We start from the raw sequence: 16,094 nt of genomic DNA, 5'->3' as shown, positions 1-16,094 counted from the left end.
GAGGATCACTGCGCCCGATAGGTGAAAGACTGGATGAACCGGCGCCCCGCCGTGGACTGGCCGGCGCCGGCCGTGGTCAGCGGCACGCGGATTTCAGCCGGACTGTCGCGCATGTCCTCCACGGCGGCATCGACGCGGATCTCGTAACCGGCATCGAACAGGGCATCGGCCAGATCGGCGGTCACCTTCAGTGTCCGGCCCTCGCCCACGCTGGCGCCGGTCACGCCGTCGAGCCGGGCCGCATCCCCGGCCGACAACCGGTACCAGTCGCTCAGGTGCTTGTGGTACTTGGCCTTGCCGCCGGCCACCCACAGAGTGCCCGCATAAGCGCCCTGGGCGTCGGTCAAGTAGACCGCCAGGTAGGCGCCGTCGCCGCCGTAGTTTTTCAAAGCCGCGGACACAGTCACCGTGCGGGCCTGCGCCAGGGCAGGCACGGCCAGGGTCGTGGCGGCCAACAAGGCCGCGATCGAAAAAGTCTTCATGAACATGCTCCTGTGTAGGTTTCAGCCGGGACGGATCACTCGATCGAACCGCCGGAGACGGATATCGCAGTGGACGGCCTGTCCGCTGCGATCGCCGGCGCCGCGCCCGGCGCGGTGCTGCGAGAATCGCGCAAGTCGCGAGAGTCGCGGTCCCGGTCACGGCGACGGTCGCGGTCATGGTCATCGTGGTCGCGGTACTTGATCTTCACGACCTCCAGCGTCTCCGGATCCAGCTTGGCCTTGAAGGTACGGCCCTGGGCATCCGTGCCACGGACCTCATAGCAGCCATCGTCGATCTTGATGCGTTTCAGATCCCAGTTTTTCTCGCCGGCCATCCGGGTGACGGCCTCACGGGTCTGCCAGCGCTCGACGGGCACGTCGCAGTCATCGCCGGCCATGACCGGCGATACGGCCAGACCCAGCGACCCGGCCATCAGACAGGCGCCGAGCATGCTCCAGGGTTGCTTCATGATGGTTCCCTCATTCATCCGGCCGCCGGGCGGCGACCATCCATGTTTCCATCATAGGGAGGGAAACATTGACCTCAGATGAACAGGGGGATGAACCAGGTGCCGACGGAGCCGGACCTTGACGCCAGTCAAGCGCGCCGACGCGGACGCCGTGGCTGAGGGGCTACACGAGAGGGAGGTCAGGGAAACGGGCGGCCACGCCGGGCCGCCCACCGAGGCGTGCTAGACGACGCCGCGCGCCTGCAGGGCCTGGACCTCGTCCTGCGCCAGGCCCAGGACTTCGGTCAGCACGTCAGCCGTGTGCGCCCCCAGGGCGGGGGGCGGCAGACGGTAGTCCACCGGCGTGTCCGACAGACGGATCGGGCTGGCCACCAGCGGCACCGCGCCGGTTTCCGGATGCGGCATCTCGATGCGCAGGCCGCGCGCACGCACCTGGGCATCCTCGAACACCTGCTCGATCGCGTTGATCGGACCGCAGGGCACGGCGCGCGATTCCAGCGCCGCGACCCATTCGGCCGTGGTGCGGGCCGTGGTCAGGTGGCGCAGGATGGGGATCAGCTCATCCCGGTGTTCCACCCGAGCCCGGTTGGTGGCAAAGCGGACATCCTGCGCCAGATCCGTCCGACCGGCTTCCTCGCAGAAACGGGCGAACTGGCCGTCGTTGCCGATGGCCAGAATCATGTAGCCATCGGCCGTGGGGAAATCCTGATACGGCACAATGCTGGGATGGGCATTGCCCAGCCGTCCCGGACTGCGCCCGGTGGCCAGATAATTCATGGCCTGGTTCGCCAGGCAGGCGACCTGCACGTCCAGCAGCGCGGTGTCCACGTGCTGGCCGACGCCCGTGTGCTCGCGCGCTGCGAGCGCGGCCTGAATGGCGTTGGCGGCGTACAGGCCGGTCAGGATGTCGGTCAGCGCCACCCCGGCCTTCATCGGCCCACCGCCCGGCTCGCCGTCGGGCCGGCCGGTGACACTCATCAGACCACCCAGGCCCTGCACCAGAAAATCGTAGCCCGCGCGCGCCGCGTAGGGGCCGGTCTGGCCAAAACCCGTGATGGAGCAATACACCAGGCGCGGATTGATGGCGCGCAGACTGTCATAGTCCAGGCCGTAGCGCGCCAGCCCGCCCGCCTTGAAGTTTTCCACCAGCACGTCGGACTGACAGGCCAGGCGGCGGATCAGGTCCTGCCCCTCCGGACTGGCCATGTCCACCGTCACCGAACGCTTGTTGCGGTTGGCACACAGATAATAAGCCGCGATGCGCGAGTCCGCGCCCTGCTCGTCCGGCATCCACGGCGGCCCCCAGCCGCGTGTGTCATCCCCTTCGCCGGGACGTTCGATCTTGATCACGTCCGCGCCCAGGTCGCCCAGGATCTGCGTGGCCCAGGGGCCGGCCAGGATGCGCGACAGGTCCAGGACGCGGATGTGCGACAGCGCGCCCCGGGGCGCAGCGCCCGGGGCGGCCGCATGCCCGGCGGCGCCGGTGTGTGCTTGCGCCATGGCCGTCAGTTGGCGAAGGCGGCGATGCCGGTGATGGCCCGCCCCAGGATCAGGGCGTGCACGTCGTGCGTGCCCTCGTAGGTGTTGACGACTTCCAGGTTGACCAGGTGACGGGCGATGCAGAACTCGTCGGAAATGCCGTTGCCGCCCAGCATGTCGCGCGCCGTGCGGGCGATGTCCAGGGCCTTGCCGCAGGAATTGCGCTTGATGATGGAGGTGATCTCCACCGGTGCCAGATCCTCGTCCTTGAGGCGGCCGACGCGCAGCACGGACTGCAGACCCAGAGTGATCTCGGTCAGCATGTCGGCCAGCTTCTTCTGGATCAACTGGTTGGCGGCCAGCGGGCGGCCGAACTGCTTGCGGTCCAGCACGTACTGGCGGGCGGTTTCGTAGCAGGCCTCGGCCGCACCCAGCGCCCCCCAGGCGATGCCGAAGCGCGCCGAATTCAGGCAGGTGAAGGGGCCCTTCAGGCCACGCACGTCCGGGAAGATGTTTTCTTCGGGCACGAAGACTTCGTCCAGCACGATCTCGCCGGTGATCGAGGCGCGCAGGCCGACCTTGCCGTGGATGGCGGGAGCGGACAGGCCCTTCCAGCCTTTTTCCAGGATGAAGCCGCGAATGTCACCGGCCTCGTCCTTGGCCCAGACCACGAACACGTCGGCGATCGGGCTGTTGGTGATCCAGGTCTTGGCGCCCGTCAGGCTGTAGCCGCCCGGCACCTTCTTCGCGCGCGTCGCCATGGAGCCCGGGTCCGAGCCGTGGTCGGGTTCGGTCAGACCGAAGCAGCCGATCCATTCGCCCGAAGCCAGCTTGGGCAGATATTTTTGCTTTTGCGCTTCGGTGCCGAAGGCATTGATGGGCACCATGACCAGAGAACTTTGCACGCTCATCATCGAGCGGTAGCCGGAATCGACCCGCTCGACTTCACGGGCGATCAGGCCGTAGCAGACGTAATTCATGCCCGCGCCACCGTACTGTTCGGGAATCGTGGCGCCCAGCAGACCCAGTTCACCCATTTCACGGAAGATCGCCGGATCGGTCTTTTCATGACGGAAGGCTTCCTGGACCCGGGGCAGCAGACGGTCCTGAGCATAGGCGCGGGCAGCGTCGCGCACCATGCGCTCGGTTTCGCTCAGTTGCTGGTCCAGCAACAGGGGATCAAGCCATTGAAACTGGGAACGGGAAGCGGACATGAGGGTCTCCGGAAAAGAATAGGACTAAATCAGTGATATTCACGCATCCTAACGGGATATTTTTCAACATACAAACGATATAAACTACGCTATTCGTGATTTTTACTCATTCCGATATGCGTAAACGCTTGCCCAGCACCCAGGCCCTCCAGGCTTTCGAGGCCGCCGCGCGGCACGAAAGCTTCACCCGTGCCGCGCAGGAACTGTCCCTGACCCAGGGCGCGATCTGTCGTCAGGTCGCCGGGCTGGAAGCCCTGGTCGGCGTACCGCTGTTCCAGCGCGCGCGCCGGGGCGTGCGCCTGACCGACGCGGGCGAACGCTACAGCCGCGTGGTGCGCCGGCAACTGGACACGCTTGAACGCGACACCCAGGCGATCATGGCCCACCAGGGCGGCGGCGTCCTGGAACTGGCCGTGGTGCCGACCTTCGCCACCCGCTGGCTGCTGCCGCGCCTGACGGCGCTGCGCACCGAACGCCCCGGCCTGCAAATCAATATGGCGACCCGCACGCATCCCTTTCTGTTCGAGGACACCGAGTTCGATGCCGCCATCTATTCGGGCGATCCGCGCTGGCCGGGCACCCAGGCCTATTTCCTGCTGCGGGAAAATCCCGTGCCGGTCTGCAGTCCCCGTCTGGCCGCAGGTCCGCTGGACGCGGCCGGCATCGCCACCCTGCCTCTGCTGCAGCAAAGCACCCGGCCCACTGCCTGGCGCGAATGGTTCGCTTCGGCCGGCGTCGCGGCGCCCGCCGCCCTGGCGGGCATGCGGCTGGAACTGTTTTCCATGCTGTCCCAGGCGGCGGGCGATGGATTGGGCGTGGCGCTGATCCCGCCCTTCCTGATCCGGAGGGAGCTGGCTCAGGGCACCCTGGCCGTGCTGAATCCGCACAGCGGCCCGGGCCAGCGGGCCTTTCACCTGATCGTCCCCGAACGCAAGGCTACCCTGCCCGCCCTGGCACATTTCCGCGACTGGCTGGTCGGGCAGGCGCAGGACGATGAAGCGGGCATCGAGGGCGCACCGACGGACGGCACGCGGGCGGGCGCGACTGCCCTCGTCTGAACGCAGCCGCGCACGGTGCCCCGACCCGGGGACCGGGTTACATCGTCTTCGCCACCTCGTCCAGCGACTGCGCGAAGCGATCCGCCAGCGTCTCGACCTGGGCTTCAGTGATGATGAGCGGCGGGCAGAAGGCCACACTGTCCTGGATGCCGCGCAGGATCAGACCATTGTCCTGCGCCTGACGCACGACCTGGGCGCCGACCTTGCCCAGAGGATCGAACGGCGTCTTCAAGGCCTTGTCGGCCACCAGTTCCACGGCCGCGATCAGACCGATGCCCCGCACCTCGCCCACCAGCGGATGATCCGCCAGTTCCCGCAACCGGCGCTGCAGCACGGCGCCCGCTGCGGCCGCGTTGTCCACCAGTCCGCGCTCCTCGATGATGCGGATGTTCTCCAGCGCCACGGCCGAGGCCACCGGATGGCCGCTGGCGGTGTAGCCATGACCGAAGGTGCCCAGTTCACCGCTGTGGCGGGTGAGCACCGAGGCCACGCGCTCGTTCATCAGCACGGCGGCCAGGGGCTGGTACGAAGACGTGAGCTGCTTGGACAGGGTCATGAAATCGGGCTCGATGCCGAACAGGTCCGAGGCGAACATCCGCCCCGTGCGCCCGAAGCCGGTGATGACCTCGTCGGCAACCAGCAACACGTCGTACTTGCGGCACACGGCCTGCATCTTCGACCAATAGGTCTCGGGCGGCACGACCACCCCACCCGCACCCATGACGGGCTCGCCGATGAAGGCCGCCACCGTCTCCGGGCCCTCGGCCAGGATCAGCGCCTCCAGTTCGGCCGCCAGCCGGTCGGCAAAGGCGGTCTCGGTCTCGCCCGGCAGGCCTTCACGGTACCAGTGCGGGCAGCGCGTGTGCAGGATGCGCGGCAAAGGCAGGTCGAAGCTGCGGTGATTGCCCGCCAGGCCCGTCAGGCTGGCCGAGGCGACCGTCACCCCGTGGTAGCCGCGCTGGCGGGCAATGATCTTCTTCTTTTCCGGACGACCCAGGGCGTTGTTGTAATACCAGACCATCTTGACGATGGTGTCATTGGCTTCCGACCCGGAATTGGTGAAAAAGGCCTGTGCCATGCGCCCGCCCGTCAGGCCGATCAGCTTCTCGGCCAACTGGATGGACGGCACGTTCGCCTTGTGGGTGAAGGTATGGTAGAAGGGCAGACGCTGCATCTGCTCATAGGCCACCTGCGCCAGCCGGGGCTCGCTGAAGCCCACCGCCACGCTCCACAACCCCGCCATGCCCTCGATATATTCCTTGCCCTCGGTGTCGTACACGTGGATGCCGTTGCCGCGATCCATGATGCAGGGGCCCTCCTCGTGATGCCTCTGGGCATTGGTGTAAGAGTGGAACTGATAGGCCACATCGCTGCGTGCCAGGGTGTCGTTCTGCGTCATATCCAGGTTTCCTTCAGGTACGGTCTTCTATCGGTCAAAAATCAAAAGAGCAGCCCTACTCGTCAGACGTAGCGGCGGATCACGCGCGCCAAGGCCTCGAAGGCGGGCCGGATTTCATCCGGGGTCGCTCCCGCGTACCCCAGCAGCAAGCCGGGCCGGGCATGCGCCCGGTCCATGTAATAGGTGCTCAACGGACGCGTCACCACGCCGCCTTGCTGCAAGGCGTCCCGTTCGACCATGATGTCGTCCACGCCATCGGGCAGGGCCAGGATCAGGTGCAGGCCCGCGTCATCGCCCACGATCTCCAGCGTGTCGCCGAAATGTCGGTGGATTTCTTCAATCAAACAGGCGCGCCGTTCCGCATACCGGCGCCGGACCCGGCGGATATGCGATCCGAGGTGGTCCTCGCGGATGAATTCCGCCAGGACCGCATGCGTCATCATGTTGCCCTCGCGGTAGAGTTCGGCCACCGCATTGGCAAAAGCCGCGGCAAGCGCCTCGGGCACGACGAGGAAACCGACCCTCAGGCCCGGGCACAGGGTCTTGCTGAAACTGCCGGCGTACAGCACGCACCCGTCCTCGTCCATGCCTTGCAGAGACGGCAGGGGACGGCTGCCGTAGCGAAATTCGCTGTCGTAGTCATCCTCCAGAATCCAGCAGGCGTGCTGGCGCGCATAATCGAGCAGCATGCGCCGGCGCGCCAGGCTCATCACCATGCCCAGAGGATATTGGTGCGAAGGCGCCACCACGATCAGGCGCGGCGGGCGGGAGTGCTCGATCTCGCCCAGCCCCAGGCCTTCGTCGTCGACCGGCAGCGGCACGAGCTTCAGGCCGGCGGATGCCAGCAGATTGCGCACCCCCCAATAAGCGGGCTCCTCGATCCAGACAGTATCGCCCGGGTCGCACAGCAAGCGGATGGTGACGTCGATGCCCTGGTGGATGCCCGTGGTCATGATGACCTGGGCGGCCGTGCTGCGCACGGAACGCACACTGCCGAGATAATCGGATAAAGCCTGACGCAGGGGGCCGTAGCCGCCCGCCGGCGCATAGCGCATCAGATCCCAGGGCCCTTCGCGCCACTGGCGGTTCTGGATGCGTGCCCAGGTCTTCAGCGGGAACTCGCGCACATCCGGAATGCCCGGCATGAAAGCACCCGACTGGCGATTGGAAAACCCCAGATGCGACAGCAGTGTGCTGCCGCGGCGCGACAGGTGCTGCGCTGGACCCGAAGCAGCCTGGGCATCGTCGGCCTCGCCCTGCGCGGGGACTTCGAGCACGTCCTGGCTGATGTCCTGCACATAGGTTCCCCGCCCTACCCCTGCATGCACATAGCCTTCTTCGGTCAACTGATCGTAGACCTGCAGCACGGTATTGCGCGCAATGCCCAGATCGGCGGCCAGATCACGCGTGGAGGGCAGGCGCGCGCCTGCGGCCATACGCCCCTCAAGAATGGCCCTACTGATCATCACATAGAGGCGTTGATAAGCAGGACTATCGCCCGTGGGAGCGAAGTGCTGCTGTAGCCACTCTGATAGAACAAAGGATTCCAAATTGGCCCCATTGATTTTTAATAAAATGGTTTAAACAAAGAACCATATGCACAGTATAGGGGAAACCGCCTTCTGGGGAAATAGGCATGCGAGATCCTGACAGCGTTGTTCGCGCAACATCCACACATTGTCCCCTGGGTGTCCATTTTCTCCGGGGCCAAATCCTGAGTCCAGGGAACCAGGCGCCGCCTGCGACTACAACAACGCCCTCTTCGGCGACCGGCCCGGAATGATCCTGGCCTCTTTCTCGGCCTCCGCCATGTTCATTGTCTCCTCAGCCATGCATGCGCTCGTTGCTGATGCGAATTCCGGATTGCATCAGTCCAGCCTAGAATGAGAGACATCGGGAATCCCCGGGGGGCCCTCAAGGCCCTCGTGGCGCCCCTTCGGCCCCCGCCACTATCAGGGGCTCCCCTACAAGCCTCACAATTGGCCCCCGTTGATCATCGAAGATAAGGGAAAATCCCAGGTCCATACGCTACCGTCTGAATTTCCAAGGAAATTCCTTGAAAGCCCCTGATTCTGATTAATTGGCCCCATTAATAATAATCAAATGGACCTATTTATCAAACCAAAATGACAGTATATTAGCCAAAAAAGAAGAACCATCCCCTCTCAGCGGAGACATTCGTGACTGGACTGAATCAGCAATTGCAGGCCCGCAAGAACGCGGCCATTCCCGACGGCATCGGCATCACCTGCGATTTCTACGCCGACCGCGCCCTGAACGCCGAACTGTGGGACGTGGAAGGCCGGCGCTACATCGACTTTGCGGCCGGCATCGCCGTGGCCAACACCGGCCACCGCCATCCGCGCATCGTCGAAGCCATCCGCGCACAACTGGACTCTTTCACCCACACGGCTTTCCAGGTCGCGCCCTATGGCTCCTACGTGGAACTGGCCGAGCGCATCAACCGCCTGACGCCCGGCGATCATCCCAAGAAAACCGCCTTCTTCACGACCGGCGCCGAGGCCCTGGAAAACGCCGTCAAGATCGCGCGCGTTGCCACCGGGCGCACCGGGGTCATCGCCTTTTCCGGCGCATTCCACGGCCGCACCTTCATGGGCATGGCCCTGACCGGCAAGGTCGCCCCCTACAAACAGGACTTCGGCCCGCTGCCGGCCGAGGTCTACCATATCCCCTTCCCCAACCCGCTGGACGGCATCACCACGCAGGACGCCCTGCGCGCGCTGGATCTGCTGTTCAAGGCCGACATCAGCCCGAACCGGGTGGCGGCCATCGTCATCGAGCCGGTCCAGGGCGAAGGCGGTTTCAACGTCGCCCCGCCGGAACTGCTGCGGGCCTTGCGCGAACGCTGCGACACCCACGGCATTCTGCTGATCGTCGACGAAGTCCAGACCGGTTTTGCCCGCACGGGCAAGATGTTCGCCATCGAGCATTCCGGCGTGATGCCGGACCTGATCACCATGGCCAAGAGCCTGGCCGGCGGCATGCCGCTGTCCGGCGTCTGCGGCCGGGCCGAACTGATGGACGCCGCACCGCGCGGCTCGCTGGGCGGCACCTATGCAGGCAACCCGCTGGCCATCGCCGCCGCCCTGGCCGTACTGGACGTGATCGACGAAGAACAACTGATCGCACGCGCCGAAAGCCTGGGTGCGCGCCTGCGCCAGGCCCTGGCCGGCTTCGCACACCCGCACGTGGCCGAGATCCGTGGCCTGGGCGCCATGGTCGCCGCCGAGTTTCGCCATCCCGACGGTCGTCCCGACCCCGACAGCGCCGTCCGCATCCAGCGCCGCGCATTGGAGCACGGCTTGATCCTGCTCACCTGCGGCGCTTACGGCAACGTCATTCGATTCCTGTTTCCCCTGACAATCCCGGATGGCCTGCTGGAAGAAGGTTTGGCTATCCTCAAGGAAGCCATGGCCTAGCAGGGTCCCGCGCCCCCCAGCCCCTGACCCGTTCTGGCTCCCCTTCATCCATTCCGGAGGTTGCTCCCGATGTCCGCAGTTCCCGCCCCCGAACCCCTGGTCCGCTTCCAGGGCGTTCAGAAATCCTACGATGGCAGCAACCTGGTTGTCCGTGATCTCAATCTGGACATCCACCCCGGCGAGTTCCTGTCCCTGCTCGGTCCCTCCGGCTCGGGCAAGACCACCTGTCTGATGATGCTTGCCGGCTTCGAATCCCCGACGCGGGGCGACATCGTCCTGGAAGGACGCCGCCTGAACGACGTCCCGCCGCACCACCGCAACCTGGGCATGGTGTTCCAGAATTACGCGCTGTTCCCCCACATGACGGTCGAACGCAATCTGGAATACCCCCTGAAGGTCCGCAAGATGCCCGCCGCACAACGTGCGCAGCGCATCCACGAAGCCCTGTCCATGGTGCAGATGCAGGACTTCGCCAAACGCTACCCCGCCCAACTTTCAGGTGGCCAGCAGCAGCGCATCGCCCTGGCGCGTGCGCTGGTCTTCCAGCCCAAGATCGTCCTCATGGACGAACCACTGGGCGCGCTGGACAAGCAGTTGCGCGAACACATGCAGCTCGAACTCAAGGCGCTGCACCGGCAACTGGGCATCACCTTCGTCTACGTCACCCACGACCAGAGCGAAGCCCTGACCATGAGCAACCGCATCGCGGTGTTCAACCAGGGCGTCATCCAGCAGGTCTGCGCCGCCGACACGCTGTACGAGACCCCGTGCAACCGCTTCGTCGCGGGCTTCGTGGGCGACAGCAACCAGTTCCCCGGCACCGTGCGCGCCATCGAAGGCGAACTGTGCCAGGTCGAACTGGCCGGCGGCACGCTGCTGCGCGGTCTCAACGTCCAGGGCCTGCAGGCCGGCGCCCCCTGCGTCGTGGCGATGCGCCCGGAACGCGTCATGCCCGCTCCGCCGGGCAGCGACAACGGATTCCAGGCCCAGACGGTCGACGAGGTCTACTTCGGCGACCACGTCCGCCTGCGCTGCCGCCTGGACGGCGGTGACACCTTCTTCGTCAAAATGCCCCTGGCCGCGGACGCCGGGTCGCATGCACCCGGAACCCGAATCCCTCTCCGGATCGATCCCGGGCACGTCCGCGTTTTCCTCCCCTGATATTCCTATTCCTACGACAACACAGGAGACATCCCATGAAAAACCAGACTCTGCTGACGGCTCTGGCCCTCGCGCTACCCCTGGCACTGGCCCAGGCGCCCGCCCAGGCCCGCGACCTGACGGTCGTGAACTTTGGCGGCGCCAACGGCGACGCCCAGAACGCCGCTTTCATCCAGCCCTACGAAAAAGAAACCGGCAAAAAGGTCATCCCCGTGGCCTATAACGGCGAGCAGGCCAAGGTCAAGGCCATGGTCCAGTCGAAAAACGTCGTCTGGGACGCCGTCGAAGTCGAGACCGGCGATCTGGGTCGCGGCTGCGACGAGGGCTTGTACGAGAACATCGACTGGGGCACCATCCTGAACAAGGCCGACATGGTGCGCGGCGCCCTGAAATACTGCGGCGTGGGCACCTTCGTCTGGTCCACCGTCCTGGCCTACAACGCCGACACCCTGAAGACCCCGCCGACCGGCTGGGCCGATTTCTGGGATGTGAAGAAATTCCCCGGCAAGCGCGGCCTGCGCAAGGGCGCACACTACAACGTCGAATTCGCCCTGATGGCCGACGGCGTGCCGCCGCAGGACGTCTACAAGGTGCTGGCGACGCCCGAAGGCGTGGACCGCGCCTTCAAGAAGCTCGACGAAATCAAGCCCCACGTCCAGTGGTGGGAAGCCGGCGCCCAGCCGCCGCAGATGCTGTCGGCCGGCGACGTCGTCATGTCCGCCGCCTACAACGGCCGCATCGACGCCGCGCAGCGCGAAGGCCGGCCCCTGAAGGTCGTCTGGGCCGGCAGCGTCTACGACTTCGACTACTGGGTCATCCCCGCCGGCTCGCCGAACAAGGACCAGGCGATCGAGTTCATCCGCTACGCCAGCTCACCCAAGGCGCAGGCGTCCTATTCGGAGCACATCGCCTACGGACCGGTCAGCAAAGAGGCCATCGGCATGCTCAAGCCCGAGGTGCTGGCCAATGTGCCCAATTCTCCGGCCAACGCCCGCAACGCCCTGTTCAACGATCTGGAATTCTGGACCGACCACGGCGAAGAACTTGAACAGCGCTTCACGGCCTGGGCCGCCCGCTGATCTGTTGATTCGCCTGGGGGCCGGCTGGGCGCCGGCCCCCAGCGCTTGACCAAGGAAAACCCTGCCATGGACACGACCTTAGACGACCCCGGTGCCATCCGGCGCTCGATGCGCGCCACGCAGCGACGCGAGACCGGGCGCGCCCTCCTGCTGGTCGGGCCCCTGGCCCTGTTCCTGCTGGCGATCTTCGTGATCCCGATCGCGGCCCTGTTGACACGCGCCGCCGACAATCCCGAAGTCATCGACACCCTGCCCCATACCCTGCAGGCGCTCTCCCAATGGGACGGCCAGGCCACGCCGCCTGACACGGCCTTCCAGGCGCTGGCCCAGGACCTGACAAACGCCAAAAGCTCTCCTGCTGCAGGCGAACTCGCCCGCCGCCTGAACTACGAGATCGCCGGCTACCGCTCGCTGATCTTCAAGACCCTGCGCCATATGCCGATCCAGGCGGCCGACGCCGCCGACGCCCGCGCACAACTGACCGATCTGGACAAACGCTGGGCCGAACCCGCCTACTGGCGGGTCATCGCCAACAACGACAAGGCCTGGACGCCCTACTACCTGCTGGCGTCTCTGGACCTGAAACTCGACGAGAACGGCTCGATCGTGGCGGCGCCCGAGGGCACCTCCGCCTTCCAGGAAATCTTTTCGCGCACCTTCATCATGAGCCTGGTGGTCACCCTGGTCGCCCTCGCACTGGGCTACCCCCTGGCCTACTGGATCACGCGTCTGCCCAAACGGCGCGCCAACCTGGTCCTGATCTGCATCCTGATCCCCTTCTGGACCTCGGTGCTGGTGCGCATCGCCGCCTGGGTGGTGCTGCTGCAGCGCGAAGGCCTGATCAACAGCGCCCTGGGCGACCTGGGCCTGATCTCCGAACCCCTGCCCCTGCTGTTCAACCGCCTGGGCGTCTACATCGCCATGGTCCACATCCTGCTGCCCTTCATGGTGCTGCCCCTGTACAGCGTCATGCAGTCGGTGCCCCCCAGCTATCAGCGCGCCGCCATCTCTCTGGGCAGCCATCCGTTCGCCGCTTTCTGGCGCGTGTACGTGCCGCAGACCTACCCCGGCATCGCCGCCGGATCGCTGCTGGTGTTCATCATCGCCATTGGTTACTACATCACGCCGGCCCTGCTGGGCGGTGCCGGCGACCAGATGATCAGCTACTACGTCGCCTACTTCACCAACCAGACCATCAACTGGGGCATGGCCAGCGCGCTGGGCCTGATCCTGCTGGTGGCCACCCTGCTGCTCTACGCCCTGTACCGCCGAATCTCCGGCAAGGAACTGGCCCTGAACTGAGAGGACAGACATGTTCAAGACCGAATTCCCGCCCTACCTGTCGCTGACCGAGCGCACCTGGCACTACACGCTGCGCATCCTGTGTGTGCTGCTCCTGGTGTTCCTGCTGCTGCCGATCCTGGTGATCGTCCCGCTGTCGTTCAACCAGAGTTCGATGCTGCTCTACCCCATCGAGTCCTTCTCGCTACGCTGGTACGAAGCCCTGTTCCAGTCGGACGACTGGGCCCGGGCGACCACCAACAGCTTCATCGTTGCCCCCGCCGCCACCCTGCTGGCCACCGTTCTGGGGACGCTGGCCGCAGCCGGCCTGCATCGCGCTCAATTTCCCGGCAAGGGCCTGCTGATGGCGGTGCTGATTTCGCCGATGATCGTGCCGCTGGTGGTGACCGGCCTGGGCATCTACCTGTTCTTCGCGCCCTACGGCCTGGTCAACAGCTACGGCGGCCTGATCCTGGCCCTGGCCGCGATAGGCGCCCCCTTCGTGGTCACCACCGTCTCGGCCACCCTGCAGGGCTTCGATCCCAACCTGCTGCGCGCCAGCTACAGCCTGGGTGCCGGCCCCGTCCAGTCCTTCTTCCGCGTGACGCTGCCCATCATCGCACCCGGCGTCATCGCCGGCGCCCTGTTCGCCTTCGCCACGGCATTCGACGAAATCGTGATCACGCTGTTCCTGGCAGGCCCCGAGCAGGTCACGCTGCCGCGCCAGATGTTCACCGGCATCCGCGAGAACATCAGCCCGGTGATCGCCGCCGTGGCCACCATCCTGATCCTGTTCTCGACGGCGCTGCTGCTGGCCCTGGAATGGCTGCGCGGCCGCGTCGAGGCCAAGACCGTACGGCTGGACAACTGAGCGGTCCGAGCGCCGGTCCCCGGGGACCGGCGTGGCCCGGCCGCGCCCGTCAGAAGCGGGCGCCGGCCCCCACGATGAAGCGCGCATCGCGCGAGCCATCATCCACATCGTGTCGGCGGTTGGCGCCCACCACTGTCCCCGACAGGGTCAGATGCTTGCCCAGGGTGTAATCCATGCCGACGCCGTAGTCGAGCTTGTTTCGCAGATTGGACGCGTCATAGGTCTGGTAACCCGCGCCCAGCCGCAGGTCGAGCCTGTCCATCAGAGGATGGGTATAGCTCACCTTGTAGTACATGTCGTTCTTGTTGACGTCTTCGCGCATGCCGCGATAGACCTTGAACCCGAGCCGCTGGTAGTTCAGGCCCGCATAGACCTCGCCCGCATTGCGCGAGCCTTCACCCGGATAGAAATAATGGATGTAGCCGGCATCCAGCCCGAGGTCCTTGGACAGCTGTGCCCGATAGCCGCCATAGGTGTCCATTTTCAAGTCTGCGTTGCCGAAACGGCCAGTCGAATTCCAGTTGCCGACATAGAAGCCGCTGTCGAAATCGTAATCCACCCCGCCCTGGACGGCCGGACGCACCGATTCGTTGCGATCATTCTGATCCACGCCCCGGTCCTTGTACAAAGACACTGCGCCAAGATTGAAACGCGCCGACCCGGCCTGGACCGGCAGAGATGCGGACAATACCGCAGCGGCCAGAACAGCCGCAAAGCACCCACTCGACTTCATTCGAAACACATCCTCTCTATCAAACTCGTGAAACCCTGATGCGCAGGCGCGCCCGCGCTCAAAGTTGTGCCAGGGCTTGCCGAACCGCCGCCAGGCGATCCGCGGGAACATGAGCCCAACACAGGCTGTCGGCCTCCAGCGTGACCAGACCATCGGCTCCGGGCACCAGACCCGACAGGTCCCGTCCGGCGAAAGACCGGCCCAGGGCGTTCAAGGCCTTGGGGTCACCGAAGGGCTCGGACAGCAGCAGTTCGGTGCCATCGGCACCGAACAGACGCTGGCGGAACCGGCCGTCCTCGTCGCGGAAAGACACGATCCGGGCGCGGCTCGCGCGCGCGGCGCCGGACGCCCCTGCCGCATGTGCGGCGCCGGTCCCTGCAGTCATGCGCAAGCCCACGGCCTCGCGCAAACGCGCCATCATCGGCGTCGCAATGCGCCGGGCCTTGGCCGCGCCGGCCTGCAGAATGTCCTCGATCCGCTCGGGATGGGCCATCAGGTCCGCATAGCGTTCACGCATCGGACCGATCTGCGTCTCGATCTGCTCACACAGCGCCTGCTTGGCCTCGCCCCATCCCAGACCACCTTCCAGGGCCGCACGGAACGCCACCGTCTGCGCGGGCGTGGAGAAAGCCTGATACAGCATATACAGGTGCGAACCCTCGGCGTCCTTGGGCTCGCCGGGCAGACGCGAATCGGTGACGATCCGCGCCACGGTCGACTTCAGCGCCTTGGTCCCGCCCTCGAACAAGGGAATGGTGTTGTCGTAGCTCTTGGACATCTTGCGGCCGTCCAGGCCCGGCAGCGTGGCGACGGCCTCGTCGAGCTGGACTTCCGGCAGCACGAACAGGTCCTCGCCCCGGCCGTAGAGGTGGTTGAAGCGCTGAGCGATGTCGCGCGCCATTTCCAGGTGCTGGACCTGGTCGCGCCCCACCGGCACGCGGTGGGCGTTGAACATCAGAATGTCGGCGGCCATCAGCACCGGGTAGGAAAACAGCCCCATGGTCACGCCGTCGTCCGGTTCGACGCCCTTGGCGGTGTTGGCATCCACGGAGGCCTTGTAGGCGTGCGCCCGGTTCATCAGGCCCTTGGCCGTGACGCAGTTCAGCATCCAGCACAGTTCCGGGATTTCCGGGACGTCCGACTGACGGTAGAAAGTCGTCCGATCCGTATCCAGGCCGGCCGCGATCCAGGTCGCAGCGATCTCCAGCCGCGAGCGCGCGATGCGCGCCGGATCGTCGCACTTGATCAGCGCGTGATAATCGGCCAGGAAGAAGAAGGCGTCCACGCCCGGCTCGGTGCTGGCCTGGATCGCCGGGCGGATGGCGCCGGCGTAATTGCCCAAGTGGGGAGTGCCCGACGGGGTGATGCCGGTCAGGACGCGGGTGGCGGGTGTGCTCATGGGATTTCCAGACGACAAGGGCGTGTCC

14 protein-coding genes are annotated in these 16,094 nt (G+C 65.6%); 6 read left to right on the top strand and 8 right to left on the bottom strand.

Going from position 1 to position 16,094, the window contains the following annotated elements:
- Window positions 1–5: 5 nt before the first annotated feature.
- The 4 genes from WA983_RS14095 to WA983_RS14080 form a co-directional block, all read right to left on the bottom strand.
- A complete protein-coding gene (locus WA983_RS14095) occupies window positions 6–482 on the bottom strand; it encodes a DUF2271 domain-containing protein (protein ID WP_424248888.1) in 477 nt (158 codons plus the stop codon).
- A gap of 35 nt (window positions 483–517) precedes the next feature.
- Window positions 518–952: a PepSY domain-containing protein gene (locus WA983_RS14090; protein ID WP_424248886.1), complete on the bottom strand. Its 435-nt coding sequence runs from the start codon at window positions 950–952 to the stop codon at window positions 518–520.
- A 222-nt stretch (window positions 953–1,174) separates the two neighbouring features.
- Entirely contained in the window at window positions 1,175–2,452 is a 1,278-nt protein-coding gene (locus tag WA983_RS14085; protein WP_424248884.1) for a CaiB/BaiF CoA transferase family protein, read from the bottom strand.
- A gap of 5 nt (window positions 2,453–2,457) precedes the next feature.
- Window positions 2,458–3,645, bottom strand: a complete 1,188-nt coding sequence (locus tag WA983_RS14080) for an acyl-CoA dehydrogenase (RefSeq protein ID WP_424248882.1) — start codon at window positions 3,643–3,645, stop codon at window positions 2,458–2,460.
- A gap of 116 nt (window positions 3,646–3,761) precedes the next feature.
- On the opposite strand from WA983_RS14080, the gene WA983_RS14075 reads away from it, so the two are divergent.
- Window positions 3,762–4,703: a LysR substrate-binding domain-containing protein gene (locus tag WA983_RS14075; protein WP_424248880.1), complete on the top strand. Its 942-nt coding sequence runs from the start codon at window positions 3,762–3,764 to the stop codon at window positions 4,701–4,703.
- Between the two features lie 37 nt (window positions 4,704–4,740).
- Here the strand turns inward: WA983_RS14075 and WA983_RS14070 are convergent, their stop codons facing one another.
- Together WA983_RS14070 and WA983_RS14065 are read right to left on the bottom strand one after the other, a co-directional pair.
- Window positions 4,741–6,102, bottom strand: coding sequence for an aspartate aminotransferase family protein (locus WA983_RS14070; protein WP_424248878.1), 1,362 nt, complete (start codon window positions 6,100–6,102; stop codon window positions 4,741–4,743).
- Window positions 6,103–6,164: 62 nt separating this feature from the next.
- On the bottom strand, window positions 6,165–7,652 hold the full coding sequence (locus WA983_RS14065; protein WP_424248876.1) for a PLP-dependent aminotransferase family protein: 1,488 nt from the start codon (window positions 7,650–7,652) through the stop codon (window positions 6,165–6,167).
- 630 nt (window positions 7,653–8,282) lie between these two features.
- Between WA983_RS14065 and gabT the strand changes: the two genes are divergently transcribed.
- From gabT to WA983_RS14040, 5 genes are all read left to right on the top strand, one after another.
- Window positions 8,283–9,542 (top strand): 4-aminobutyrate--2-oxoglutarate transaminase, encoded by a 1,260-nt coding sequence (gabT, locus tag WA983_RS14060; protein ID WP_424248875.1) that lies wholly within the window; start codon window positions 8,283–8,285, stop codon window positions 9,540–9,542.
- 69 nt (window positions 9,543–9,611) lie between these two features.
- Window positions 9,612–10,703: an ABC transporter ATP-binding protein gene (locus tag WA983_RS14055; protein ID WP_424248873.1), complete on the top strand. Its 1,092-nt coding sequence runs from the start codon at window positions 9,612–9,614 to the stop codon at window positions 10,701–10,703.
- A 35-nt stretch (window positions 10,704–10,738) separates the two neighbouring features.
- On the top strand, window positions 10,739–11,782 hold the full coding sequence (locus WA983_RS14050; protein WP_424248871.1) for an ABC transporter substrate-binding protein: 1,044 nt from the start codon (window positions 10,739–10,741) through the stop codon (window positions 11,780–11,782).
- A 66-nt stretch (window positions 11,783–11,848) separates the two neighbouring features.
- Window positions 11,849–13,084, top strand: coding sequence for an ABC transporter permease (locus WA983_RS14045; protein WP_424312213.1), 1,236 nt, complete (start codon window positions 11,849–11,851; stop codon window positions 13,082–13,084).
- Between the two features lie 10 nt (window positions 13,085–13,094).
- Window positions 13,095–13,934, top strand: coding sequence for an ABC transporter permease (locus WA983_RS14040; protein WP_424247773.1), 840 nt, complete (start codon window positions 13,095–13,097; stop codon window positions 13,932–13,934).
- 49 nt (window positions 13,935–13,983) lie between these two features.
- Here the strand turns inward: WA983_RS14040 and WA983_RS14035 are convergent, their stop codons facing one another.
- Window positions 13,984–14,667, bottom strand: a complete 684-nt coding sequence (locus tag WA983_RS14035; RefSeq protein WP_424312212.1) for a TorF family putative porin — start codon at window positions 14,665–14,667, stop codon at window positions 13,984–13,986.
- Between the two features lie 58 nt (window positions 14,668–14,725).
- The gene (locus WA983_RS14030) at window positions 14,726–16,066 is read right to left on the bottom strand and encodes a tryptophan--tRNA ligase (protein WP_424312211.1); all 1,341 of its coding nucleotides are present in this window, start codon (window positions 16,064–16,066) and stop codon (window positions 14,726–14,728) included.
- Between the last annotated feature and the right edge of the window lie 28 nt (window positions 16,067–16,094).

It is taken from the genome of Castellaniella sp., assembly GCF_049650445.1.
Lineage (GTDB): Bacteria > Pseudomonadota > Gammaproteobacteria > Burkholderiales > Burkholderiaceae_B > Castellaniella.
This window is presented reverse-complemented; position numbering and strand designations above follow the sequence as displayed.

Coding starts and splice junctions, on each gene's coding strand:
- WA983_RS14095 (WP_424248888.1), bottom strand. CDS start 482: ATGAAGACTTTTTCGATCGCGGCCTTGTTGGCCGCCACGACCCTGGCC.
- WA983_RS14090 (WP_424248886.1), bottom strand. CDS start 952: ATGAAGCAACCCTGGAGCATGCTCGGCGCCTGTCTGATGGCCGGGTCG.
- WA983_RS14085 (WP_424248884.1), bottom strand. CDS start 2,452: ATGGCGCAAGCACACACCGGCGCCGCCGGGCATGCGGCCGCCCCGGGC.
- WA983_RS14080 (WP_424248882.1), bottom strand. CDS start 3,645: ATGTCCGCTTCCCGTTCCCAGTTTCAATGGCTTGATCCCCTGTTGCTG.
- WA983_RS14075 (WP_424248880.1), top strand. CDS start 3,762: ATGCGTAAACGCTTGCCCAGCACCCAGGCCCTCCAGGCTTTCGAGGCC.
- WA983_RS14070 (WP_424248878.1), bottom strand. CDS start 6,102: ATGACGCAGAACGACACCCTGGCACGCAGCGATGTGGCCTATCAGTTC.
- WA983_RS14055 (WP_424248873.1), top strand. CDS start 9,612: ATGTCCGCAGTTCCCGCCCCCGAACCCCTGGTCCGCTTCCAGGGCGTT.
- WA983_RS14050 (WP_424248871.1), top strand. CDS start 10,739: ATGAAAAACCAGACTCTGCTGACGGCTCTGGCCCTCGCGCTACCCCTG.
- WA983_RS14045 (WP_424312213.1), top strand. CDS start 11,849: ATGGACACGACCTTAGACGACCCCGGTGCCATCCGGCGCTCGATGCGC.
- WA983_RS14040 (WP_424247773.1), top strand. CDS start 13,095: ATGTTCAAGACCGAATTCCCGCCCTACCTGTCGCTGACCGAGCGCACC.
- WA983_RS14035 (WP_424312212.1), bottom strand. CDS start 14,667: ATGAAGTCGAGTGGGTGCTTTGCGGCTGTTCTGGCCGCTGCGGTATTG.
- WA983_RS14030 (WP_424312211.1), bottom strand. CDS start 16,066: ATGAGCACACCCGCCACCCGCGTCCTGACCGGCATCACCCCGTCGGGC.